Origin of the sequence: Wolbachia endosymbiont (group B) of Xanthorhoe designata, assembly GCF_964028585.1 — a bacterium.
Taxonomy (GTDB): Bacteria; Pseudomonadota; Alphaproteobacteria; order Rickettsiales; family Anaplasmataceae; genus Wolbachia.
Genome location: NZ_OZ034794.1, coordinates 534,009 through 558,232 on the forward strand (window position 1 = coordinate 534,009; position 24,224 = coordinate 558,232).

Sequence of the window (24,224 nt, forward strand, 5' to 3'; positions counted from 1 at the left end):
TAATTTATAGGAGGACAATATGTTATCAGATTTTTTAACTGATTTTAATACTGCAAAATTACAAAGTAATTTAATACCAAAAGGTACAATAGTTAAGGTAAAAATGGCAATTAAACCAGGAGGTTATGAAAATTGGTTCACTAAAAGCTATGCTACCGGCAGCATCTATTTAAACGCTGAATTTACCGTCACTGAAGGTCAATATGCAAAACGTAAGATTTTTCAAGTAATTGGTATTAAAAGTGGCAAAGCAAGAGTTGAAGGAGAAGATACTTGGGGAGAATCTGGTCGTTCCATGCTTAGAAGTATTTTGGAGTCAGCACGAAATATTCATGCACATGACACTTCAGAAAAAGCAGTTATTGCTAGAAAAATCAACTCTATAGCTGATTTTAACGGATTAGAGTTTACTGCAAAAGTTGGTATTGAAGCTGATCGGTATGGAGAAAAGAACAAGATTGCTACGGTTATTACTCCAGAACAATCTGAAGTTGATTGGTTGCCATTTTGAAGTACGACGAAGAGAAGCTATGGACTGCTGTCATTGAGAGGGCTATGAAAGATGCAGTAGGAAAAAACGTAAAGCTGAAAGAAGAAGCGATAAAATGGTTAAATTCTGAATCTTTTGAAACTGTTTGTGAGCTAGCTAATCTCAGCTCTAAACGTATGAAAAGTATGTATGGGGGTTTTATGCAGAGAAAGGAAATAAAAGGATTATTGATTGATAATATTAAGGAGTGTGTACCTTACCTAATTCCAAACGGTAATTTTTATCGAGAGAGGACTTATGTTGGCAACTGTGACGGGGATACGATTACAGTTAAAATAGTGGGTAAAAAAGCTGGGAATTGGCGTAATTTTACCAAAGGGACTAGTGGTGACATTATTGATCTTTGGACTTTAGTTAAAGGTGATATAAATTCCGCTAAGAAGTGGTTAAATACTAAAGAAAACACAACAGAACATAAAGTTACATCGTTTTCAGCAAGGCATTACTTAAATGATAAATCACCAATGCCAAAAGATATAATAGGTCCAAGAATTTTAACTCCAGGCGGTCTTTTGGTGATAGGTGGAACTCCAAAAATAGGAAAAAGTAATTTTCTTCTTTCTTTATTAGCACATATGGCATCAGGAGTGCCGTTTCTCAACATGAAGCCTCCAAGACCATTAAAAATATTTTATCTGCAAAACGAGATGGAATATGGTGATATGAAAGAACGCTTACTTCAGCTTAAAATTGATCAAAATCTTTGGAAAGAAAATTTATTTATTACCAATAAAATGCCATTAACTTTAAATTCTGAAGAGGTAAGAGCAATAATAACAGAGAAACTTGATGCAAAAACGGTAGATCTTATTGTTATTGATTCTTTTCTCGATTATAGGGAGATAATCTCTTTTGTAAGAAGTGACATGGAGAAATTACGTTCAATAACTAATCCTATGGCCGGGATAGTGCTCACACATTGTACCAAAAAAGTGTCTTCGACTGTATTGGAGAAAAATCCATTTCAAGCTTTAAGCGGCTCAAACATTTTGAGAAGTGTTTATACATCTGGCATCGTTATATTTAAACCAAACGAACGTACAAATACTCTGAAAGTGGTGTATGAACTTAGAAATAGCAAGCCTATGACAAAATACATTCGCAAAGTTAATGGATGTTGGAAGACTTCTAAAGTTATAGCTACCGCTTAGTTTTAAATTGAAAATATATTCAGAGGATTTTATGGATATCTATTGCAATTTTAATACTGCAGCTTCACGAAAAAATGCATCGTTAATAGAAAAAGAACAGCTTAAAGCTCAGCTTCTGTTAAATATCAGATCATGCCTTTCTTATCTATTGCCAAGAGGGATTTTTCGTGGTGATAAGTTTTATGTAGGCAATGTACAAGGTGATAAAGGAAAGAGTCTAGTAGTAGAATTAAGTGGCAGTGAAGCTGGCCTATGGCATGATTTTGCAACAGGAGAAGGTGGTGACATTATCGACCTTTGGGCGGGAGTAAATAGAAAAAGTACAAGAATAGAGTTTCCTGAAATAATGGCTTCTATAGCTGAGTGGCTTGGTCATTTCAAGAATTCAAGTAGTCCAACTGCATATTGGGATTATTACGATGAAAACGGCCAAGCTATTGTTAGAGTCTATCGTTATGATGATAATAATGGAAAGCGATATCTTCCTTTTGATATTAAAAAATCTGACTTTGGTGCACCGAAGATAAGGCCACTCTATAATATTTCAGGTATCTTAAAGTCCGATAAAGTTATTCTGGTTGAAGGAGAAAAATGTGCAGAAGCGCTGATAGAGAAAGGAATAACTGCAACAACAGCAATGTCAGGAGCAAATGCACCTATTGAGAAGACAGATTGGACTCCACTTAAAGGTAAACATGTTATTATTTGGCCAGATAATGATGAACCAGGCAAACGATATGCTGAAAATGCTGCAAAAAAGCTGTTAGATCTTGGAGTTGCATCACTTGCTGTGCTTGAAATTCCTCAAGATAAGCCTGAGAAATGGGATGCCGCTGATTGTGTAAAGGAGGGTATAAGCATTGAAGAATTTTTAGCTTCAACTCCTTTACTTACTATTGATACCCCATCTACTGACATTCCAAATACTTCAAATATGAAAAGTTTAGAAAGATCTACAAAACAGCCGCTTAACATTTTAGACTGGAGTGTGAGTCGTTATTTAGGTTCAGTACCAATACAAAGGTTTCTTGTTGAAGGTTTATTTCCTTTAGGTGTTACCTCAATAGTAGCTGCTATGGGAGATACAGGTAAAGGTATGCTACTCCTTGACTTGGCACTTAAGGTTGCAAGTGATGCAGATCAGATATGTGGTTTTGGTTCCCTTGTTACAGAGCATGGATCAGTGGTGATTTTTTCAGCAGAAGATGATGCAGGTGAGATACACCGTCGTCTTGATCGTCTTGATCCTGGTAGCAAGAGAGCAGAATATCAAAATCGATTATTTATTATACCTATTCCAAATACGGGAGAGCCCTTTTCTATAGTGAAAAGCAACATGCGTGGTAAATGTCCTGAAACTTCAGATAAATTTGAAGACATCTGTAGACAATTAGATAAAGTAAAAGATCTAAAACTAATAGTATTTGATCCACTAGTATCATTTGTCCATGCTAATATAAACTCAGATCCAGAAATGGGATATTACGCAATGGGGTTACTTGCAAACTTAGCAAATGAAACAGGAGCAGCTGTAATTGTAGCACATCATATGAGAAAACCCAAGTGCAGTGAACCGATTACGACTGTGGAACAGGCAAGAGATGCGATAAGAGGTACAACTGCACTTGTTGATGGTGTGAGGTGTTCTTTTGCATTATGGCCTGCTTCAAAAGAGCATCAGAATACTGTGTTTAATACATTAAAGGTTAGTAAAGTTAATAATGCAGTATACCAAGGAGCTATAGTTAAGTCTAATGGTGCAACAGATAGGAATATAAGAACTTACTTACGTTCCTCAACTGGCTTGCTTGAGGATATATCTGAGGAATTTAAGCTTGGAAAATTATCTGATGAATACTTAAAAAAGATACTGATGCAAGCTATTGCAGTGTCAGCAGAAGAAGGTCATCCGTTTACTCATACAGGTGGACCAGGAGTGTTTCAACAACGGCATAGATTACCAGCTGCATTTCATAGTGTTAGTAGGCATAGACTTGAACGTTTAGCACAGGAACTATTAAACGAAAGAAAAATAGTAAAAGGTATGGCTACAAACTCAAAAGAGGATAAATGGCTTGATATCAAAACTGGTTCTTTTGCCAGAGGAGAAGGTAAGTTTAAGCTAGGTGCAGGAAGGTTTGAAATAGGTAACTTCTAAAAAATACTTAAAGCTCACTTATGAAAGTTTTGTGGGTTCATTTTGTCTCTCTGAAAGTAAGGTTTTAAGAACAAAAAATGAATTCCACACGACCAAATTTCCATGATTTCCGGAAAATTTATCAAGATTTGGAAATTAGAGTATATTCACACTTAAACCATTGAAATTCGTTGATTTTTAGCCATCTAATATAAGAAATATTACGTTTCCATTTCCAAAAAATTTAGCTAATTTGGTAATACTCAAACCCGCTACAGTGGCTGATTTCCACTTTCCGAGAATCTTATATATTATATATATATAAATAATAATAAATGATATAATAATAAACTAATATAAAATACAATAACTATAGTAATGGTTCATAGTAACTTTTGAGCAAAAAGAAAGAAGTTTGGAAAAGTAGTCACTAATAGAAATACAACACAGAGACAAAAATACGAAAAACCTACTATTGCATTTTGAACAACTTGAAAAAAAAGATGAAGGACCTAAAAGTGAAAGACAAAACAATTTATAATAGCGTTTTAAAAAGACTCTATGACCCAAGGGTACAATTATACCACCAAGACCTAAGTTACTCATGTAGGGTAGCTTAAAACTCGATTACGAGGCGCTTCTAAATTATTTTTTACCCCAAACTTTTATTTACTACAAGAAACCCTAAAACTAGTCTATCATGTTTTTTTGTTGGTTGCAAAGAAAATTTTTCAAACTTAAAGAACAAATGGTTAGTAGACTTTTTGAAACGTTATTTTTGCAACAGCCAACTTATGTCACTTCTATCATAGAGAGGGTAACAAAATACTCCTACCTTTTAAAACGCTTTAGGAGGTCCTTACAACACTATTTGTAATTTAGATATAAAAGTTCGTCTTTTTTTAATTAACGCGTGTAGCTCCCCTAAAAACTCGAATAAAAGGCACCTTTAGTAACCCAACTATTGCAAAATAAACTTACTAGTAGGTTTAACACATTTTTTACACTTTGCAAAGAAAATTCTTCAAAAAAGATTGAACGACTTGTGGTGAGTATAAGAGCCTGTTCATAATCTTTTCAGAAGCAAAGCAGCGAAAGCAAGAACGACCATTTGCAGGCTAGTGTTGAGTTTCCGCTCGCAATTTTTCCACAATCGCCTACATTTTTGCAACCAAGCAAAAGATCTCTCAACAACCCATCTTTTCGGCAATACGACAAAGGTGTGTAATTCGCTTCACCTCAACAGTTGCACCAATAGTTACTTTCATCTGTGTTGCAAAATTTTCTCCTGTGTAGCCAGCATCAACTAGTATATTTTTAACTTCAGATAGGTTTTCTTTAGCATTTTTAACCATTCTCACAGCGCTACTACGATCAGTTATTTCTGCCGTTGTTATATAAATTGCGTGGGGTAAACCTTGTGTATCTACCGCAATATGGCGTTTTATTCCTGAAACCTTTTTGCCTGCATCATAGCCTTTTTCTTCAGCAGTATCTGCATTTTTTACGCTTTGTGCATCAATTATGCAGAAGCTGGTTTTTTCTTTCCGACCATTGTTTTGTCGGACCACGCCAACTATTTTTTTTAATACCAGCTCCAGAACACTTTCTTTATTTGCATCTGCTTTTTCACTCCACTTCTTAAAATAGTCGTAACAATTCCGCCATTTTGGAAACTCTTTTGGTAACATTCTCCACTGGCAGCCACTTTTTAAGACGTATAACACTCCACAAAATACATGATATAAATCAAGTGTTCTTGGCTTTGTCCTCTTCCTGCAAGACTCCAGATCTGCTACAATAATCTCAAACTTTTCTCGACTTATATCACTTGGATATAAACTTCGCATATCCTACTTTATATACTTTATCCTCTCATTCTATCCCTTTTTTGAGATCACGTACAGGCTCTAAGGGTTTAATGGAGACTATATGAGAATACAACAACTTTTATTGCAAACCTCTGAGCAATTGATTGCAAAACTCTCAGTGATGAAATCAGCAAATTGTAGATGAAGCTAAAGGAAAAAAGTTACTGCCATAGAAGAAGAAACAGAAGCTACAGAACTCTTAACCCGCTTAATAGTTCAAAATGGAGACAAAGATCTAAATTTATTTATTTACGTCTCCAATTTTATCGCGTATAATGAAGACAAAGATTCATGTTTTCACTATTTATTGGCAGATAGGGCTTTCTAAAGGGTGGGTCACCCCCCTTGAAATTAAAATAAAAGCAAGATGTCAAACATAGATAGCTCAACTACAAGCTGGTTTTTGTTGTAGTTATTTTCTCACTTTCTTTACTTGCTTTAATTAATTCATCAAAGTCAGATTCATGTAATTTATCTTGTATAACTCTATACTTTTCGTATTCTCCTTCAGCTAGAGCTTTTGCAACTTCAGCACTAACTTTACCAGCATCTTTAAGCACTTCATAATCATTGAACAATAGAAATGCATCCAACTTTTCAACCCAATTCTGCATTTTCATTAGCCGATGCTTTCTTGCTTGAAGTTCCGCATAATCTAGATACATCGAAACAATATGATTTAGTTCACTCAACTCTTTTTCAGTCAAATAGTTTTTTGCAGTACTCACATCACTCTTATGAATTTTGTTGCCAGAACCATCTTTCCATGTAGTTAGTCCCATATGTGGCTTTTCGTGATCAACTCGAGAACATATCAACTCTGCTGCAGTTAAACCATAAATTGCCCAATATAATTTATTTTGTACTTTTGCGTAAAATTGTCTTGTTATATCCGAATGTGGATCATAATCTGCAGAGCATTCAGCATAAATATCTGTAATCTTCTGGTAAAATCTACGTTCGGATGCTCGTATTTCCCTGATTTTTTCAAGTAATTCATTGAAGTAATCTTTGCCAAACTTTGGGCCGTTTTTTAGCCGTTCACTATTCAATGCAAATCCTTTGATGATAAAATCCCTCAAAACTTTTGTAGCCCATACTCTGAAAGATGTGGCCTTTTTAGAATTAACTCGATAACCAACAGCTATGATTGTATCTACATTATAAAATTGCGTCGGGTAATTTTTACCATCTGCAGCAGTTACCTCAAAAGTGGAAACAACTTCTTTTTCTTGTAATTCACCAGATTCAAATATGTTCTTTATATGCTTACTAATAGCCGGCAGTTGCACATCAAATAATTCAGCCATCCTTTTTTGCGTAAGCCAAAGATTTTCATCTCTGCATAAAACTTCAATTTCTATATTTCCACCTGGGGTAGTATAAAATACAATCTTATTCTCATCCATTATCTATCTCCTATAACTTACAAACAAACCATTAATGAAGTTTAAGGAATTTAACCAATTAATTGTCTTTACTGCAACCAAATTCTTTAAAACGTCTTTAGAGGGCTATTATAACTTATTAATGAGCTAGATAGAGGGGGATATATGTTTTATCAAAAATCCATTTGACCTCTTCTCAGCTCCAGTAAACAGTTATTTCCAAAATGGAAACAACTCAAATAGTAAGATGTCTAGGAGTTCCGTTTAGCGGATTCTTAAAGCTCTTTAATTTCTGAGCTACATTCAAATTATTTTAACTTTTTTTCAGAAAATCCCGGAAAAAGTAGCAAGAAATCCGGTATATATATTATAGAAGGGCATTGAGTGTAGATGTGCTTCAAACACAAAAGTCGGCAAACGAACAGAGTAGAAAAGATTGAAGAAAGCAAAAGAAACGAGATAGGTTTTTGGTGAGTTGCGTAATTGAGAATTTATATTTTCAAATTTCTTTAAATAAGACAAAAACTGTATTTTAAAGCTAGATGTGACTTTAGGGTAAAATATACTACTTTTACTTCTCGTCAACACAGTTAACGAACTACCACAGTAAAAGGGTTAATACGGTAACCATAATCTCTACGCGATGATCCAGGCCAACCAACTGTTTGAATCACATCATTACGTTCGATGTTTAGTCCTAATTTTTTAGCTAAGGTGGTTTTTATTGTTCTTTGGATTGTGTTTAGTGGTTTTCTGATGTGATGTTCTGGATCTGCTTCTGGATCAAGATTTAGGCGCTTTTCTATTTCAGTTATGCGAAGCAACATGTGTTTTTCGGGAGGTAATTCTTTTTTACAATCATTCAAAAATTGTTCAAATAATACGCGCAAAACTTTCATACATGCTACAGCTTTCTTATTTAGAATCTCTATATTGTTTACGTAAAGTGAGCCCTCTATCAATTGCAACTTTAGTAATTCCCTCTCTTTAGGAGGTTCAATTAGATTAAGTGCAGTATGTAAGATTTGCATTGAAGTATTTGGCATGAACTCTAGTACTCCTCTTTGTGCTGCTTCTTGGAATACTTCAATTAAAGTCTTATGCTGAAAGAAAAGGTCAACCATTTTTACTGTGGGCAAATCAAGAGGTATGTTTGATGGATTTTTTCTTAGTATTATTAATACAGTTGGATTAGCTTTAAGCTTATCTATCGTTAAGAATGTTGGATTGGTGCAAAAATCAAGTATGATTAAACTTACAATCTTACCTTGTCCACCAACATGATAAACTCCACTTTCCACTTTTTGCCACATAAAATTTGTATCACTTAGCTGACCTTCAAACCAATTCATAAATTTCTCTGGGTTTAAATATGCAGATAAGCGGTGAAATCTTTGCTTCTTGTAGGTATTAGGTAAAATATCACGGTTGCAGTTTTTACAAATTATATTATCGCATGCTTCGTTAAAGTCCTCATCAATGAAAATCTCATTGTTACAGTATGGATCAACTATATTTGGCCAATCTAATTTATCTTGTCTACGAGAGCAGATAATGTAAGACCTCTCTTGCATCTTAATTAATTCAAGATCTGACAAATACCTTGCTGCTTTGATGTAATTTTGATTTGGATTAACCCAAGAGCTGCCAGAATTAAGAAGATCAGAGATTTGCTCTTGGCAAGATTGTAAGACCATAAAATTGTTTTATGTATGCTTTAAAATCCTCTCTTTCCCTTTTATTCAGAGGATGTTCAGAGTAGTAAATTGCTATATACTCATCACTTCGCTTGAAAAATAAGCCTATCTTTTTGCCTTGAAATATTACTTTAATCGACTCTATCAATGGTACTATGTCTCCTACAAATGGCTTTAAAACATGCAATTCCGGTGCAATAGGATCATATGGAGCGACAGTCAAAGTGATATTAGTATAGCTGTAATTGAAACGATTTGACTGAAACTTTAACTCAAAAACACGAATATTTGAATCAGATTCATTAATACAAGTTTCTATAAATTTATGCACCTGTTCCGCGAAGTTTTTATCCTGCACATCTACAAAAATACATTCGCAGCCAAAGTAACAACTTGCAATGCTATTTGCTATTTCTATAGCTTGATCAATATTTCTAGCACCAAGATCTACCTGAGTGCCATTTAGTAGAAAATCCAAAATCATCCACTCTGCCTTATGGCCATGAATGACTTTGTTTGAATTTAACAACAAATCTATATCGCTAGCTTTGCGTATTAACACATATAAACGATTCTGATGATAGAAGAAACCTTGTAGTTGATTCTCGAAACTGTCATTTCTCTTAATGTTATCTTCTTTCAGTATTTGTTGTATGATTTCCTCTGAGATAAAGTCCTTAAATGGAGTATTTGGTCGTCTTGGTATTTTTTGTAAGGCAAAAGACATGAAACTCTTTCTTTGTATTTTTTCAAAGTGATAGACAGACTTTAAAAGATTGTAATCTGCATGAAACAGTAGAAACAGCAAAGACTTCTTATCATATTTATTATTATTTTTTACAAGGTAGGATTTCATGAGTTCTGTAGTTAATGCAGATCTTGCAATTTCACTGACAGTAACTTCTAGTTTTGCACGGTCAAAACAGGTAATCAAGTAGTAAGTAACGAGAGAATCGGAATAATTAGCAATCACTTTACGTTTGTATTGTACAGATGTATTATCGTAACTTTCGTCATCAAAGAGTTGAGCATTTAATTTATCTTTAAAGGAGTTTTGAAAAATAATATTTAATTGCTTACCAGAAAGTGAATCTATCCAAGACTGACGTATTTTTGTATTGTGAAAACGATCAAGCAAATGGTTAACAGGGACTTCTAAATCATCTTCCCAAAATTTACGATTTGGATAAATGTTCATAAGAAACTAACCACAGCATAATAGACTATTTAAATAGTTAAGATAGAAATCTGAAAGCCTTGACCAATAATTATGCAAGGGCTGTTTACTGATTTTTAACCAAGCTTTTTCTAAAAAGTTTGCTTAAGAAGAAGATTTTTTGGACAAAAATTTTTCAAATCCTGAATATATATTATATAGCACTCTAGCGAAACAAATTCTGAATATAAATGTCAATCCTAACACTGGACCTTGGCAAGCAAACGGGCTGGGCAATTCTAACAGATGGAATAATTGAAAGTGGAAGCAAAGGCTTTCATGGTAGTCGTTTCAGTGGAGGCGGTATGTGCTTCTTAAACTTTCGTAATTGGCTTAATTCTTTGAAGGACATTTCTGCAGTGTATTTTGAGGAAGTAAGAAGACATCTAGGAACTGATGCAGCCCATTGCTATGGCGGTTTTCTCGCAGTTCTGTCTGCTTGGTGTGAAGAGAACAATATTCCCTACCAAGGTGTTAATGTTAAAACTATAAAACGCTTTATAGCAGGCAAAGGCAATGCAAGTAAGAGTGAAGTTATTGAAGCGATACGTGAAAAAAGTTTTTCACCTAGAGATGATAATGAGGCCGATGCTTTGGCATTAATGTTCTATATTAGTAAAGATATTAATAAGATGAAAAACCCATAAAAAGTGGGTCCTTTCGGCCATAATGGCGGGTTTGGTGGGTCCGACCCCAGGCCTTCTTTAGCGTCAGATATATTTTGAATATTAACTTTTTAATTATTAAGATATGAATTTAGCAATCCACTACTATCCTGTTGAAAACCTAGTTGAATATGAGCGTAATCCACGTAAGAATGATGACGTAGTAAATAGAATGTGTGCTTCAATCAGGGAATTCGGTTTTCGTATACCAATAGTTGCAAAAAGCGATGGAACTGTGGTTGATGGTCATTTAAGACTTAAAGCAGCAAGAAAACTTGGTATGGAGAGTATTCCAGTTGTTTTAAGTGATAATTTAAATGAACCACAAACCAAAGCTTTTCGATTACTGGCAAATCAATCAGCTAATTGGGCAAAGTGGGATGATGAGCTTTTAAAAGTAGAAATTCAAGAGTTAGAAGATTTACAGTTTGATCTTAAAATGACTGGATTTGAATTAGAAAAAGTTCAACATTTCCTTGATGATTTAGATAGTGAAAAAGAAGATCTTTCTGACTTAGCTGTTGATGACAAAAAGGTAGAAATAACAAAACTAGGTGATCTATGGATTTTAGGTGATCATCGAATCTATTGTGGTGATAGCTCTTTAGTTGAATCATATAAAGCGGTATTAGATAATAAAATGGCAGATATTACCGTATGTGATCCTCCATATAACGTTGATTACGGTAGCAGTCAGGAGAGAGAAGAGAAAAAAATATTAAATGATAATCAAGGTGAAAAGTATGAGCTTTTTCTCTACGACATCTGTTCCCATATTTTAGCATATACGAAAGGTGCAATTTACATCTGCATATCATCATCAGAGTTTTCAACGTTGCAAAAAGCATTTGAGGAGGCAGGAGGAAAATGGTCAACATTTATCATTTGGGCGAAGAATCACTTTACGCTAGGAAGATCAGATTATCAAAGACAATACGAAGCAATGCTCTATGGATGGAAAAGCGGTAATAAACGTGAGTGGCATGGGGGTAGAAATCAAAGTGATCTGTGGTTTTATGATAAGCCAACACATAACTCATTACATCCAACAATGAAGCCAGTAGAGCTAATGGAGAGAGCAATAGTAAACAGCAGCAGATCAGGAGACATAGTTCTTGATCCATTTAGCGGCTCTGGAAGTACACTGATTGCATGTGAGAGAACAGGAAGAATTTGCAGAACAATAGAGCTAGATTCAAAATTTGTAGATGTAACGATAAAACGTTGGCAAGTGTACACAGGTAGGGAAGCAATTCTTTCTGGTACTGGTAAAACTTTTGCAGAAATTCAAGAAGAAAATTCGTAAAAAGGAGCAAAAAGAGAGGAGGAAAAGAGTGGAAAAAATCACGCAGACGGAATGGGCAAGAGAGATAGGAGTATCAAAGCAATATGTCTGTTATTTAGTAAAAAAAGGAATAGTTGAGTTGGAGGATGGTTTGATCAATAGAGAACAAGCAAATGAAGCGGTAGCAGCAATAAGAGATCTAAGTCAGCCACTGAGGAGGAAAAATCCAGAAAACGAAAATACAAGTAACCTTTCCACAATGTTGCTTAAAACGCGAATAAAAAATGAGATGGAACGTGGCAAATTGCTTGAGGCGAAAGCTAAGGCTGAGATTGGTGAACTTGTAGCAGTAGAGGAAGTAAAGCGCGATGCATTTAATGTAGCAAGAGTTGTCCGTAATAATTTGCTTAATATTCCAAATAGAGTTTCAGCACTGCTTGCCTCACTGAGCGACACTGAAAAGATTCATAAGACGCTAACCGAAGAGATTACAAACTCATTACAAGAATTATCTAATACTAAATTTCAAATATAAAAAAGATTTTGAATATAAAATGGCTGATAACTTAAGTTTAGAGTTAATAAAGTGTCTCATTAATCAACCTGGATTAGATGTAAATGTTAGAGGATTAAATGGGAAAACCCCACTACATTGCGCTATAGAGTTTGATGAATTAAGTATGGTGGATTTGTTACTCACGAAGAAGAACATTAATCCTTTTGTGGAAGATAATAAAGGTAAAACATCTCTTGATTACGCCAAAGAAGGGAAAAAGCAGAGATATTACAAGCGCTAATTAATAACAAATACGGGTCAGAACAAGATAGTTTACTTCATTTAGCTGCAATGATAGGTGAAATTAATGCAGTGAGATATTTGATCAGAAAAGGTATTGACGTTAATGCACGAAATGCTTTGCATCATACGCCATTACATCTAGCGGCAGGCATAGGACATGCAGAAGTTGTAAAGATTTTGATAAGAGAAGGAAATGCTGAAATCGAGGTTTTTGATGCACGAAATCAGACACCGATGCACTATGCAGTTAACAACAAAAAATTGGAGATAGTAAAGTTATTACTGGAGCTAGGAGCAGATGTAAATAGCGCACGTGTAGGACAAAACTCGATGAAATTGTCACCTGTTCATATAGCTGTAAGTAATACTAATTACGATGAAAGAGACTTATGTCTTGATATTCTCAAATGCTTAATAAGGGAGCCTAATGCTCAAGTCAATTTGCAAGACTACGAAAATAAAACACCACTACACTATGCTGAAAGACTTAAAACAATAGAAGTTTTACTAACGCGAGAAGATATAGACCCTCTGGTAAAAGACGATAGCGGTAAAACACCATTTGATTACGCTAAACCTGAGATAAAGAAGGCTTTGATGAGTAATAAATACGGTTCTGAAAAGAATAGTCTACTCCATTTAGCTGCACAAAGAGGAGAAATTGAGCTTGTAGAGTCTATCTTAAAAGAAGAAATTGATATTGATATTTCAAATAATAAGAGTCTATCACCGATTTACCTTGCTGCAGAAAAAGGGCATTTACATGTAGTAAAGTTATTGCTAAAAAAAGGAGCAAATTATACACCTGTTCTGCACTTAGCAATCAAGTTAAATAATTTAGAATTGCTAAAAACTTTATTTAAAGAAAAGAGCATCAAATTACCAGACGAGATAGGCAGATCTGTACCAATTTATTATAGGTGTATAGAGCATAGAGATGCAAAAGTGAGAAAATACAATAGTGTGATCTGTGTTTTTACCTCAGTAAGTGCAGTAGCAATAGCGGTATGTATAGGGTTAACAGCAACAACAATAAGCAGTGTGATCATTTTTGCAACAATAACAGGGATATTTGCTCTTGCTGTAGCAATAATGGTAAGCGAGATGAGCAAAAGATATATAGAAAACGAATTTCAGAAAAAGATGTTTATGGAATTGGAGGAGTGTGGAGGAATAAACTCTACTGTTAACAATATTGAGATAGAACCAATTATGAGTAGATGCAGACAATGATATACGCCACATCTTTTTCTGAAGGTTTAAAACCAGATCCAGAGCTTAAAGTATCAGAGTGGGCAAATGAATATCGAGTTTTAGCAGCAACTGCAGCATCAGAGCCAGGTAAATGGAGAACAGAAAGAACTCCTTATTTAAAAGAAATAATGGATTCACTATCACCATCTTCACCTGCAGAAAAAGTAGTATTCATGAAAGGAGCGCAGATTGGAGGAACAGAAGCTGGTAACAATTGGATAGGCTATATTATAGATCAGACTCCTGGTCCAATGTTAGTTGTGCAGCCAACAGTTGAAATGGGAAAGCGTTGGTCAAAAGGAAGATTTGCGCCGTTAATAGAGAGTACGCCATGTTTAAAGAGTAAAGTAAAAGACCCAAGATCAAGAGACTCAGGCAATACTGTGCAGAGTAAGGAATTTCCAGGTGGAATAGTAGTAATAACCGGAGCAAATAGCAGTGTAGCACTGAGATCTATGCCAGTAAAATATCTCTTTCTTGATGAAATAGACGCCTATCCAGGAGATTCAGGTGGTGAAGGAGATCCAGTGCTGCTCAGTATTGCTCGAACTAATACATTTGCACGGCGAAAGATTTTTTTAGTATCAACACCAACAATTCATGGAATAAGCAGAATTGAGAAAGAATTTGAAGCAACAGATAAGAGATATTTTTTTGTTCCCTGTCCGCATTGTAATTACTATCAAGTTCTAAAATGGTCACAAATAAAATGGGAAAACAATGACTCAAGAACAGCACATTATGTCTGCACTGAATGTAGCGGCAAAATAGAAAATCATCAAAAGACAGAGATGCTTGAGCGTGGAGAATGGAGGCCTACTAATAGAGTAAAAGGTGAGAAAAAAGGATTTCATCTTTCAAGTCTTTATAGTCCAGTTGGCTGGTATAGTTGGACTCAAGCAGTAGAAGATTTTCTTTATGCAAAAGAAAGTGAACAATTACTAAAAGTATGGATAAATACTACGCTTGGAGAAACCTGGGTAGACAAAGGAGAAGTACCAGACTGGAAACAATTATTTAACAGGAGAGAATTTTTTCAGATTGGCACAGTACCTAGGAGAGAAGTGGTACTTACTGCAGGAGTAGATGTCCAAAAAGATCGTCTAGAGGTGGAAGTTGTAGCATGGGGAAAAAGCCGTGAAAGTTGGTCAATAGACTACCGAGTATTTGAAGGAGATACAGGAGGTGGAGAAGTATGGGGAAAACTTTCGGAGCTTCTGAGTCATCATTTTATCGGTGAAAATGGGCTTGAATATATGATAAGCATGATGGCAGTAGATGCTGGATATGCAACGCAAGAAGTATACAACTGGGTAAGAGGTCATCAAGGATCTGGAAGAGTAATGGCAGTTAAAGGTGTAAATAAAGCCCTAGTACCACTTAGCAGTCCAAGCAGAGTAGATATAACAGTTGGTGGTCAAAAGCTGAAAAGAGGAATAAAGCTCTGGCCAGTGGGAGTATCGATTTTAAAGTCAGAACTTTTTCAATTACTTAATGTTTTAAAGGACGGTGAAGAAGCTCCAGCAGGATACTGTCATTTTCCCGAGTATGCACCTGAATATTTTAAGCAGCTAACGGCAGAGCAATTAGTCAGCAAAGTAGTAAAAGGTTATACCAAACAAGAGTGGCAAAAGGTAAGAGAAAGAAATGAAGTATTAGACTGTAGGATTTATGCAAGAGCTGCATCGATAGCACTGGGAATAGACAGATGGCCAGAGAGTAAATGGAATAGTTTAAGTGAAAAGCCAGAAAGCAAAAAACCTAAAAAAGTGAGACAAAGTAAATGGTTGAATGAGAAGTAAAATGTACAATCAGGAATATTTAAGTCAAGTCGAAGAAGCGATAAAAAAACTGCAAAGCGGAGAGCGAGTAGTATCAATTGCATATGGTGACCATGTGGTGAGATATGCTGAAGTTCAGATAAATGACTTGCTAAGCTTAAGACAACGCATCAAAGGTGAACTAAAGATTGCTGGAATGAAGCCAAAGAGAAAGATTGTTTTTTCAACGAGTAAAGGGATCATATAATATCGTTGAAAGGAACCATATGACAAAAATTATAGCAAAAGAATATACAGAATTTTTAGAGCAGCTAAAAGAGCAGATTGCTACTAGTCGTTATAAAGCAGCACTGGCAGTAAATAGCAAGCTTATTGTGCTTTACCACCATATTGGTACAGAGATCTTAAAACGCCAAAAAGAACATGGCTGGGGTGCTAAAATCATAGATCAGCTAAGTAAGGATTTAAGAAGCGCATTTCCAGAAATGAAGGGATTTAGTGCTAGGAATCTTACTTATATGCGCCAATTTGCTGCAGAATATCAAGATACTGAATTTACGCAGCAGGTTGCTGCACAATTGCCTTGGTTTCATATTGTAGTTATTTTAGATAAAGTAAAAGATCCAAAAGAAAGACTATTCTATTTTCAAAAGGCTATAGAGCACGGTTGGTCACGTAGTATAATGGTGATGCAAATCGAACGTGAATTGTACAAACGTCAAGGAAAAGCTGTTACTAACTTCAAAGATAAGTTACCTTCTCCCCAATCAGATTTAGCACATTATACATTAAAAGATCCATATATTTTTGATTTTTTGAGTATAGGAGACGATGCTCACGAAAGAGAAGTAGAAAAAGGGCTTGTAGGCCATGTAGAGAAGTTTTTGCTTGAGCTAGGGGAAGGATTTGCATTTGTTGGTAGGCAGTTTCACTTAGATGTTGGAAATAAAGACTTCTATATTGATTTATTGTTTTACCATTTGAAGCTACGTTGCTTTGTAGTAATTGAGCTAAAAGACAAAGATTTCAAGCCAGAATATGCAGGAAAAATGAATTTTTATCTTTCAGCCGTTGATGATTTATTAAAGCATGAGACAGATCAACCATCTATAGGATTAATTTTATGCAAGTCAAAGGATAACGTACTAGCTAAGTATACACTGAAAGACATAAATAAACCGATAGGGTTGGCAGAATATAAAATTACTGAAAATCTACCAAAGAATATAAAGGCAGCTTTACCAACAGTAGAAGAGCTAGAGGCTGAGTTATCCAAAGTTTCAGATCAGGAAAAGTAATGTTATTAAAATCGTTCAAGCAATTATTTAGCAAGCCAAAGATAAAAAGCTCAGCATGGGATGCGGCAGGTTCAGGAAGAAGATTTTTTCACTTTCAACCAGAGTTAGGAAGTATAAACAATTTGCTGTCTCAAAGCCTTGAAACTTTACGTAGTAGATCACGTGATATGGTGAGAAAAAATCCATATGCAGCAAATATTATTGATACGATAGTAAGTAACTCTATTGGAACAGGAATAAAGCCGCAATCAAAAGCAAAGAATGCAGAATTTCGAAAGAAAGTGCAAGAATTATGGCTAAAATGGACAGATGAAGCAGATAGCTGTGGAATAAGTGATTTTTATGGATTACAAGCTCTGGTATGTAGGAGCATGATAGAAGGTGGAGAGTGTTTTGTACGCCTCCGACATCGTAAACTCGAAGATGGATTTTCTGTACCATTGCAACTTCAAGTATTGGAATCAGAGCATTTGGACAATAAGAGCAATCAAACACTAGCCAATGGTAATGTAATAAGAAACGGGATTGAGTTCAATAGACTTGGGCAAAGAGAAGCATATTACTTATTTAGAGAACACCCTGGTGAAAGTACGTTTGGAGAATCAGTGAGAGTACCAGCAAACGATGTTTTACATATATATAGACCACTAAGACCTGGGCAAATCAGAGGAGAGCCATGGCTTTCGAGTATACTGCTAAAGCTCTATGAACTTGATCAATATGATGATGCAGAGCTGGTGAGAAAGAAAACCGCAGCAATGTTTGCAGGATTTATTACGAGACTCGATCCAGAAGCAAATATCATGGGAGAAGGTGAAGCAAGTGAGCAAGGAGTAGCACTATCTGGCCTAGAACCTGGAACAATGCAGCTTTTAGACCCAGGAGAAGATATAAAATTTTCAGAGCCATCAGATGTTGGAGGAAGTTATGAAGCGTTTATGAGACAGCAGCTAAGGGCAATAGCAATAGGTACAGGAATAACATATGAGCAGCTAACAGGAGATTTAACCGGTGTTAATTATTCATCCATTCGAGCAGGGCTGATAGAGTTTCGTCGTCGATGCGCTATGCTGCAACATAACATTATAGTATTCCAATTTTGCAGACCAGTATGGAGTAGATGGCTAGAGTTAGCAGTACTTTGTGGAGAACTCTGTATAGATGAAAAAGTAGTAAAAGCAGCGAAAGAAGAAGTAAAATGGATACCACAGGGATTTGATTGGGTAGATCCACTAAAAGATCAGCAAGCACAACAAATGGCAGTAAGAAATGGATTTAAGAGTCGATCAGAAGTAGTTTCAGAGCTAGGTTATGATGTAGAAGAAATAGACCAAGAAATTGCAGAAGATCAAAGACGTGCTAGTTCCTTGGGTTTAAGTTTTGATTCCGACGTTACTACTAATCAAGAGATAATATGAAAAACCAAGCGATATGGCTAAACAGATGTGTAATGGTAGAACCAAGGAGTTTTGAATTACTGTCACTACAAACAGGAAAGCAGCCTATCTTTAAAAATATAAAACATGCGGTAAGAAATAGTGAAAGAGGAATAATACCAATACATGGAATCTTGACGAAAAAGTCAGAAGTTTTTGATGATGTATTGGGGATGACATCGTATGAGAAGATAAGTGAAGAGATAGAAGAAGCTTTAATAGATAAAGAAGTAGAAACAATAATTTTGGACATAGACGGCCCCGGAGGAGAAGTAAACGGTTTATTCGACCTTTCCGACTTTATTTACCAAGCAAGGAGAAAAAAGAGGATTGTGGCAATAGCAAATGATGATGCGTATTCTGCGGCGTATGCAATTGCATCAAGTGCTGAAAAAGTATTGGTAACTAGAACTTCAGGAGTTGGAAGCATAGGAGTAATAGCAAGTCATATAGATCAAAGTAGATTTGATGAAAAGCAAGGTATTAAGTACACCACAATCTTTGCTGGTAGTCGAAAGAATGATTTAAACCCACATGAGCCAATGACGTCTGAAAGTCTGGAAAGCTTACAAAAAGAAGTAGACCGACTATATGAAATGTTTGTGCAGCTAATAGCGAGGAACAGAGGTCTTTCAATTGAAAAGATTCGATCAACGGAGGCAGGGCTATATTTTGGCGAGAGAGCAATAGAAATAGGCCTTGCTGATGAAATAACAACATATTCAGAATTTATTAGGAGTTACACTATGAATTTAAACGCAACAGCTAAACAGATTGTAGACACAAATGAATTAATTGAAAAAGGTGGATGCAAAAAATGTCGAGGAGAAGTTTTAGAATTAATACGTTTATGTAACTTATCACGAATGCCAGAAAAGATAGGAGAATTTATTGAGCAAAGTGTAAGTGTTGAGCAAGCTAGGGAAGTTTTAATGGAATTACTTGCAGAGAGAACAAAGAAGACAGAGATACTGAGTGCAATACCGCAGAATTCAGGAGAAGAGTTGATGATGGAGGTAGCAAGGACTAGAGCACAATCAAGTATTTAAGTTTTTTTATAACCGCCGCGTACAACAATTATAAACATGGCGGTAAAACTAAAGGGGAAAATAAATGAGGAAATTTTATGAGTTGTATAAGCGAACAAAATAATCTTGGTGACCTATTAAAGTATGAGGTGTCAAGTCTATATTCAAGAGATCAGATAACAGTAGCAAAGGGACAAAATCTTAAACTTGGTACAGTAGTGGCTCTCGATAAAGATAACATGATTAAGATAATAAATCCAACTGCCACAGATGGTACACAAACAGCAATAGGTGCAATAGTAAGTGATGTAAATGCGACAGAAAATGCCAAAGCAGTAATTATTACTCGTGGTGCAATACTAGCAGATCATGCAGTGGTGTGGCCAGCAAATATCACTGAAGAGCAAAAAAATGCAGCAATAAAGCAACTTGAAGGACGAGGGATCATTATCCGTAAAGCAGTCTAAGGCTATATTAAACAATAAAAAACACAAAGGGGGAAAATAAAAAATGCAAAATCCATTTACAAACACAGCATTTAGCATGACGGCACTAACAAATGCGATAAATATATTGCCGATAAATTATGGACGAATTGAAAATTTAAATTTGTTTCCAAGTAGATCAGTAAGATTTAGACATATTACCATAGAAGAACACAACGGAGTGTTAAGTTTACTACCAACGCAAGTACCCGGAGCACCAGCAACAGTAGGAAAAAGAGGAAAAAGAAAAGTAAGAACATTTACGATTCCACATATTCCTCACGATGATGTAGTGTTACCAGAAGAAGTACAGGGAATAAGAGCATTTGGGTCGGAAAGTGAACTGAAAGCGCTGGCAGATGTAATAACTGACCATTTGCAGCTAATGAGAAATAAACATGCAATAACGTTGGAGCATTTGCGTATGGGAGCGCTGAAGGGAATAATTTTAGATGCTGATGGGTCGGAATTATTAAATCTGTACAACGAATTTGAAATAACACCAAAAGTAGTAAATTTTGCCCTTGGAACAGCAACAACTGATGTAAAGCGTAAGTGCTTGGAGGTATTGCGACATATTGAGGATAACTTAAGTGGTGAATATATGACGGGAATTCATGCACTGGTAAGCCCTGAGTTTTTTGATGCACTAACTTCGCATAGTAAAGTGAAAGAGGCATATGAAAGATGGCAAGAAGGAGCAGCACTTCGAAATGATATGAGGTCAGGATTTACGTTCTGTGGCATAACATTTGAGGAATATAGAGGGCAAGCAACTGACCCCGAAGGAACAGTAAGAAGATTTATTGAGAAAGATACAGGGCACTGTTTTCCAGTAGGAACAGCGAGCACATTTACAACATATTTTGCACCAGCAGATTTTAATGAAACAGTAAATACACTAGGACAGCCACTATATGCAAAACAAGAGCCAAGGAGATTTGATAGAGGAACTGATTTACATACGCAGTCGAATCCATTGCCAATGCGCCACAGACCAGGAACATTAGTAAAAGTCGTTGCAGCATAACAATACTGGTAGAGTAACTACAAGTTGGTGAGGTACAAGAGGACTCTACTAGTATATAACTTATTAGCATACTTATGAAAGAATGCAAGAGAATATTAAGAGATTACTAAAAGATTGTTTTGCCCATTTAGGAGAAGTAGCTTTGTATAAGTCGAAAAATAAGGCGTACATGGTACAAGTACTAAAGCAAGAGCCAGATAAATTATACGAGATTGGTGAAGGACAATTTGTAGGAGAGATGCTTTTTCTTGAGGTAAGCATTTTTGATATACTGAGGCCAATTGTAGGAGATATTTTTGTTATAGGTGATTGCAAATACAAAATACACACACCACCACTAAGAGCCTGTACGTGATCTCAAAAAAGGGATAGAATGAGAGGATAAAGTATATAAAGTAGGATATGCGAAGTTTATATCCAAGTGATATAAGTCGAGAAAAGTTTGAGATTATTGTAGCAGATCTGGAGTCTTGCAGGAAGAGGACAAAGCCAAGAACACTTGATTTATATCATGTATTTTGTGGAGTGTTATACGTCTTAAAAAGTGGCTGCCAGTGGAGAATGTTACCAAAAGAGTTTCCAAAATGGCGGAATTGTTACGACTATTTTAAGAAGTGGAGTGAAAAAGCAGATGCAAATAAAGAAAGTGTTCTGGAGCTGGTATTAAAAAAAATAGTTGGCGTGGTCCGACAAAACAATGGTCGGAAAGAAAAAACCAGCTTCTGCATAATTGATGCACAAAGCGTAAAAAATGCAGATACTGCTGAAGAAAAAGGCTATGATGCAGGCAAAAAGGTTTCAGGAATAAAACGCCATATTGCGGTAGATACACAAGGTTTACCCCACGCAATTTATATAACAACGGCAGAAATAACTGATCGTAGTAGCGCTGTGAGAATGGTTAAAAATGCTAAAGAAAACCTATCTGAAGTTAAAAATATACTAGTTGATGCTGGCTACACAGGAGAAAATTTTGCAACACAGATGAAAGTAACTATTGGTGCAACTGTTGAGGTGAAGCGAATTACACACCTTTGTCGTATTGCCGAAAAGATGGGTTGTTGAGAGATCTTTTGCTTGGTTGCAAAAATGTAGGCGATTGTGGAAAAATTGCGAGCGGAAACTCAACACTAGCCTGCAAATGGTCGTTCTTGCTTTCGCTGCTTTGCTTCTGAAAAGATTATGAACAGGCTCTAAGCAAATATCTGGTCAATCTAAGTCAATAAAAAGTCAAAGGGAAGGTACTAGCATTCAAAGTGACTTGAAGCTGCCAAAAGATTTTACAATAGGAAAATCAATTGATGGGAAAGATTGTTTTTTTGATTCAGTTGTACAAGGTCTTAGACAGATTAAACCTGATGTGAACTGTACTGTAAAATCTTTGAGAGAGGTTTGTGGTAAGCACGCTTTCAACAATAAAGAAAAAATGAAAGATAAAATTATAGAAGATACTAAAAATTCTAGCAATACTACAATAGCACTTCCATTGCCTGAGATTAATAATGATGTCTTATGGGAGACTTATTTGGTTGGCATGCAATACACTGTTAAAGATATAGAGAAAATGAAAGATGAAAGACCACACTTATATAAAGAATTAACTGACCTAAAGTATGGAAGTAGATTACGAGCCCCTATATGTGGCAGGCCTGAAATTGAGGGGAAAATGATTTGTAATGAGTATAAGATAAGATTGCATTTAATTGAAGTAACAACCACTATTGATGGAAAAAATGTACCTATACATAACATTCTTGATAGTGAAGGTTATCAAAAGAATGTGTTAAGCTCTGAAATTCTTAGTAAAAAAATTTACAATGAAAAAGATACTATACATATACTAAGTATTGGAAGTTTTCATTTTGAGCCAATTTTAAAAAATACAGTGGAGGAATTACACAAAAGATTTACCAGTGTTATAGAAGACTGTAGTCTTTCAGAAAATGAGAAGGTTGTAAAGCTACAAGATTTTTTCAAAGTATGTCCAAGGCTAGATATTAATTTTCAGGTTAATGAACATAATGATACACCTTTACATATTGCTGCTTATCTTATAAGGGGGAGTCAAAAACTGTTAAGTTTTTACTGAGAGTGGGAGCACATGTTGATATTTCAAATAATGAAGGAAAGACTCCTATAGATATTGCTGAAGAGAATAACAGGAAAGATATTGCTAAGATAATGCATCCTCTTGTTTCGTATAAAGAAGTTGATGTACCAGGAGATGGTAATTGCTTATTTTGGTCTGTTGCTTTAGCTTACTTAACTCCCGTAAAATTTGATGATTATGCTTTCTATAAGAGGTTTAAAAAACTATTTGAAGAAGGTTATGATGTACAGGCAATGCAAAAGCTAATACAAGACAATATAAATGTTTATGGGAATAACACACTAAGGAAGTTAGTAACGAAAGTATTCCGTATTGAAGTCATTCATGCAATGTATTCTAACCGAGAAGTACTTGAAACAAAAATTAATATGACAGATTTTTTTGAAAGTTGGAATGAAAGTTATTTTATAACAGGTATCTTTAAAGAAAAGTTTAAAAGTAAATTCAATGATAAAAAAATTAAGCAGTATAATATTGATGTTAATAAGCTCCAGCCTGATTTCTTTAATGAAGATGAAGTAAAGAGAATTCGCACTGAGCTTGATAAGATGCAAGAATGTAGTCAACTTCAGCAGTTTATGTTCGAAGCTTATTTAGAATGTATGGAAGTACCCGGAGCTTGGGGCGGAGAATATGAAATATATACAATATCTAAATTACTAGAGACTATGATAATAGTATCTCAAAAAGGCTCAGAAGATCGTATATATAATGAACAGAGAAAATATTATAATAAAATACACTTATCTTATAAGGAAGAGCAGCATTATCAATTTTACCAAATAGAGCATTCAAATTTGATAAGTTTTGTTATAAGTTTTGTACAGTTATTCGAAATTAAACTTGCTGCATACGATGCATTTGGGAATATGCTGAGGCAAGAAAAAAGAATGTTTCCACAAGAAATTAACATTGATGGGTTTGTTCGGTGCATTTTTGGAATTTCAGCGTATACAGGTGAAAGGATGGTGTCTAATATGAGATTATCTTTGAAAGTAGGTAATGTAACAAAAAAAAACAAAAAGTTTTGTTAGTCTATCAGA

At 35.3% G+C, this 24,224-nt stretch carries 19 protein-coding genes and 3 pseudogenes; 18 read left to right on the top strand and 4 right to left on the bottom strand.

All coding sequences use genetic code 11. The features are described 5' to 3' along the window. Window positions 1-19: 19 nt before the first annotated feature. Genes ABWU64_RS02545 through ABWU64_RS02555 form a run of 3 tightly spaced genes read left to right on the top strand, consistent with a single transcriptional unit; the run spans window position 20 to window position 3,859 of the window. Window positions 20-511 (top strand): hypothetical protein, encoded by a 492-nt coding sequence (locus ABWU64_RS02545; RefSeq protein ID WP_264707826.1) that lies wholly within the window; start codon window positions 20-22, stop codon window positions 509-511. A gap of 44 nt (window positions 512-555) precedes the next feature. Next, window positions 556-1,701 carry an AAA family ATPase gene (locus tag ABWU64_RS02550; RefSeq protein WP_353279806.1) on the top strand — a complete coding sequence of 382 codons (1,146 nt, stop codon included), beginning with the start codon at window positions 556-558 and terminating at the stop codon, window positions 1,699-1,701. A gap of 31 nt (window positions 1,702-1,732) precedes the next feature. Continuing rightward, the gene (locus ABWU64_RS02555) at window positions 1,733-3,859 is read left to right on the top strand and encodes an AAA family ATPase (RefSeq protein ID WP_353279808.1); all 2,127 of its coding nucleotides are present in this window, start codon (window positions 1,733-1,735) and stop codon (window positions 3,857-3,859) included. A 1,045-nt stretch (window positions 3,860-4,904) separates the two neighbouring features. Here the strand turns inward: ABWU64_RS02555 and ABWU64_RS02560 are convergent. The 4 genes and pseudogenes from ABWU64_RS02560 to ABWU64_RS02575 all read right to left on the bottom strand — a co-directional run bounded on the left by ABWU64_RS02560 (window position 4,905) and on the right by ABWU64_RS02575 (window position 9,992). Further along, a pseudogene (locus ABWU64_RS02560) lies at window positions 4,905-5,688 on the bottom strand (IS5 family transposase). A 410-nt stretch (window positions 5,689-6,098) separates the two neighbouring features. Next, on the bottom strand, window positions 6,099-7,118 hold the full coding sequence (locus tag ABWU64_RS02565; protein WP_138265019.1) for a virulence RhuM family protein: 1,020 nt from the start codon (window positions 7,116-7,118) through the stop codon (window positions 6,099-6,101). A gap of 569 nt (window positions 7,119-7,687) precedes the next feature. Beyond that, entirely contained in the window at window positions 7,688-8,794 is a 1,107-nt protein-coding gene (locus ABWU64_RS02570; RefSeq protein ID WP_353279809.1) for a hypothetical protein, read from the bottom strand. Further along, on the bottom strand, window positions 8,760-9,992 hold the full coding sequence (locus ABWU64_RS02575; RefSeq protein WP_353279810.1) for a hypothetical protein: 1,233 nt from the start codon (window positions 9,990-9,992) through the stop codon (window positions 8,760-8,762). Before ABWU64_RS02575 ends, ABWU64_RS02570 begins: the two co-directional genes overlap by 35 nt. 209 nt (window positions 9,993-10,201) lie before the next feature. Between ABWU64_RS02575 and ABWU64_RS02580 the strand changes: the two genes are divergently transcribed. From ABWU64_RS02580 to ABWU64_RS02650, 15 genes and pseudogenes are all read left to right on the top strand, one after another. Next, on the top strand, window positions 10,202-10,657 hold the full coding sequence (locus tag ABWU64_RS02580) for a crossover junction endodeoxyribonuclease RuvC (protein WP_353279280.1): 456 nt from the start codon (window positions 10,202-10,204) through the stop codon (window positions 10,655-10,657). 103 nt (window positions 10,658-10,760) lie between these two features. Continuing rightward, a complete protein-coding gene (locus ABWU64_RS02585; RefSeq protein WP_353279282.1) occupies window positions 10,761-11,981 on the top strand; it encodes a DNA modification methylase in 1,221 nt (406 codons plus the stop codon). Between the two features lie 28 nt (window positions 11,982-12,009). Beyond that, window positions 12,010-12,495, top strand: coding sequence for a hypothetical protein (locus ABWU64_RS02590; protein ID WP_341810096.1), 486 nt, complete (start codon window positions 12,010-12,012; stop codon window positions 12,493-12,495). A gap of 19 nt (window positions 12,496-12,514) precedes the next feature. Beyond that, window positions 12,515-13,992, top strand: a pseudogene (locus ABWU64_RS02595) (ankyrin repeat domain-containing protein). Continuing rightward, window positions 13,989-15,815, top strand: a complete 1,827-nt coding sequence (locus ABWU64_RS02600) for a phage terminase large subunit family protein (RefSeq protein WP_353279284.1) — start codon at window positions 13,989-13,991, stop codon at window positions 15,813-15,815. The pseudogene ABWU64_RS02595 and the gene ABWU64_RS02600 overlap by 4 nt, the downstream one beginning before the upstream one ends. Window position 15,816: 1 nt before the next feature. Beyond that, window positions 15,817-16,041, top strand: a complete 225-nt coding sequence (locus tag ABWU64_RS02605) for a gpW family head-tail joining protein (RefSeq protein ID WP_341810141.1) — start codon at window positions 15,817-15,819, stop codon at window positions 16,039-16,041. A gap of 19 nt (window positions 16,042-16,060) precedes the next feature. Beyond that, on the top strand, window positions 16,061-17,092 hold the full coding sequence (locus tag ABWU64_RS02610) for a YhcG family protein (protein WP_341810093.1): 1,032 nt from the start codon (window positions 16,061-16,063) through the stop codon (window positions 17,090-17,092). Then, a complete protein-coding gene (locus tag ABWU64_RS02615) occupies window positions 17,092-18,510 on the top strand; it encodes a phage portal protein (protein WP_353279287.1) in 1,419 nt (472 codons plus the stop codon). Before ABWU64_RS02610 ends, ABWU64_RS02615 begins: the two co-directional genes overlap by 1 nt. Then, window positions 18,507-19,577 (top strand): S49 family peptidase, encoded by a 1,071-nt coding sequence (locus ABWU64_RS02620; RefSeq protein ID WP_353279288.1) that lies wholly within the window; start codon window positions 18,507-18,509, stop codon window positions 19,575-19,577. Before ABWU64_RS02615 ends, ABWU64_RS02620 begins: the two co-directional genes overlap by 4 nt. A 77-nt stretch (window positions 19,578-19,654) precedes the next feature. Next, the gene (locus ABWU64_RS02625) at window positions 19,655-20,023 is read left to right on the top strand and encodes a head decoration protein (RefSeq protein WP_191110935.1); all 369 of its coding nucleotides are present in this window, start codon (window positions 19,655-19,657) and stop codon (window positions 20,021-20,023) included. Between the two features lie 43 nt (window positions 20,024-20,066). Further along, the gene (locus ABWU64_RS02630) at window positions 20,067-21,071 is read left to right on the top strand and encodes a major capsid protein (RefSeq protein WP_353279290.1); all 1,005 of its coding nucleotides are present in this window, start codon (window positions 20,067-20,069) and stop codon (window positions 21,069-21,071) included. Between the two features lie 82 nt (window positions 21,072-21,153). Beyond that, a complete protein-coding gene (locus ABWU64_RS02635) occupies window positions 21,154-21,426 on the top strand; it encodes a hypothetical protein (RefSeq protein WP_353279292.1) in 273 nt (90 codons plus the stop codon). Window positions 21,427-21,473: 47 nt separating this feature from the next. Continuing rightward, window positions 21,474-22,257: pseudogene (locus tag ABWU64_RS02640) on the top strand (IS5 family transposase). A gap of 75 nt (window positions 22,258-22,332) precedes the next feature. Then, entirely contained in the window at window positions 22,333-23,160 is an 828-nt protein-coding gene (locus ABWU64_RS02645) for a hypothetical protein (RefSeq protein ID WP_353279811.1), read from the top strand. Window positions 23,161-23,162: 2 nt separating this feature from the next. After that, complete coding sequence (locus tag ABWU64_RS02650; RefSeq protein WP_353279812.1) at window positions 23,163-24,215, top strand: hypothetical protein; 1,053 nt, start codon at window positions 23,163-23,165, stop codon at window positions 24,213-24,215. Window positions 24,216-24,224 lie beyond the last annotated feature (9 nt).

Bases quoted from the DNA above. Each gene is read 5' to 3' on its own strand.
- ABWU64_RS02580 (WP_353279280.1), top strand. From the start codon at position 10,202: ATGTCAATCCTAACACTGGACCTTGGCAAGCAAACGGGCTGGGCAATT.
- ABWU64_RS02615 (WP_353279287.1), top strand. From the start codon at position 17,092: ATGTTATTAAAATCGTTCAAGCAATTATTTAGCAAGCCAAAGATAAAA.
- ABWU64_RS02570 (WP_353279809.1), bottom strand. From the start codon at position 8,794: ATGGTCTTACAATCTTGCCAAGAGCAAATCTCTGATCTTCTTAATTCT.
- ABWU64_RS02555 (WP_353279808.1), top strand. From the start codon at position 1,733: ATGGATATCTATTGCAATTTTAATACTGCAGCTTCACGAAAAAATGCA.
- ABWU64_RS02565 (WP_138265019.1), bottom strand. From the start codon at position 7,118: ATGGATGAGAATAAGATTGTATTTTATACTACCCCAGGTGGAAATATA.
- ABWU64_RS02625 (WP_191110935.1), top strand. From the start codon at position 19,655: ATGAGTTGTATAAGCGAACAAAATAATCTTGGTGACCTATTAAAGTAT.
- ABWU64_RS02635 (WP_353279292.1), top strand. From the start codon at position 21,154: ATGCAAGAGAATATTAAGAGATTACTAAAAGATTGTTTTGCCCATTTA.
- ABWU64_RS02610 (WP_341810093.1), top strand. From the start codon at position 16,061: ATGACAAAAATTATAGCAAAAGAATATACAGAATTTTTAGAGCAGCTA.
- ABWU64_RS02620 (WP_353279288.1), top strand. From the start codon at position 18,507: ATGAAAAACCAAGCGATATGGCTAAACAGATGTGTAATGGTAGAACCA.
- ABWU64_RS02585 (WP_353279282.1), top strand. From the start codon at position 10,761: ATGAATTTAGCAATCCACTACTATCCTGTTGAAAACCTAGTTGAATAT.
- ABWU64_RS02550 (WP_353279806.1), top strand. From the start codon at position 556: ATGAAAGATGCAGTAGGAAAAAACGTAAAGCTGAAAGAAGAAGCGATA.
- ABWU64_RS02605 (WP_341810141.1), top strand. From the start codon at position 15,817: ATGTACAATCAGGAATATTTAAGTCAAGTCGAAGAAGCGATAAAAAAA.
- ABWU64_RS02545 (WP_264707826.1), top strand. From the start codon at position 20: ATGTTATCAGATTTTTTAACTGATTTTAATACTGCAAAATTACAAAGT.
- ABWU64_RS02575 (WP_353279810.1), bottom strand. From the start codon at position 9,992: ATGAACATTTATCCAAATCGTAAATTTTGGGAAGATGATTTAGAAGTC.
- ABWU64_RS02600 (WP_353279284.1), top strand. From the start codon at position 13,989: ATGATATACGCCACATCTTTTTCTGAAGGTTTAAAACCAGATCCAGAG.
- ABWU64_RS02630 (WP_353279290.1), top strand. From the start codon at position 20,067: ATGCAAAATCCATTTACAAACACAGCATTTAGCATGACGGCACTAACA.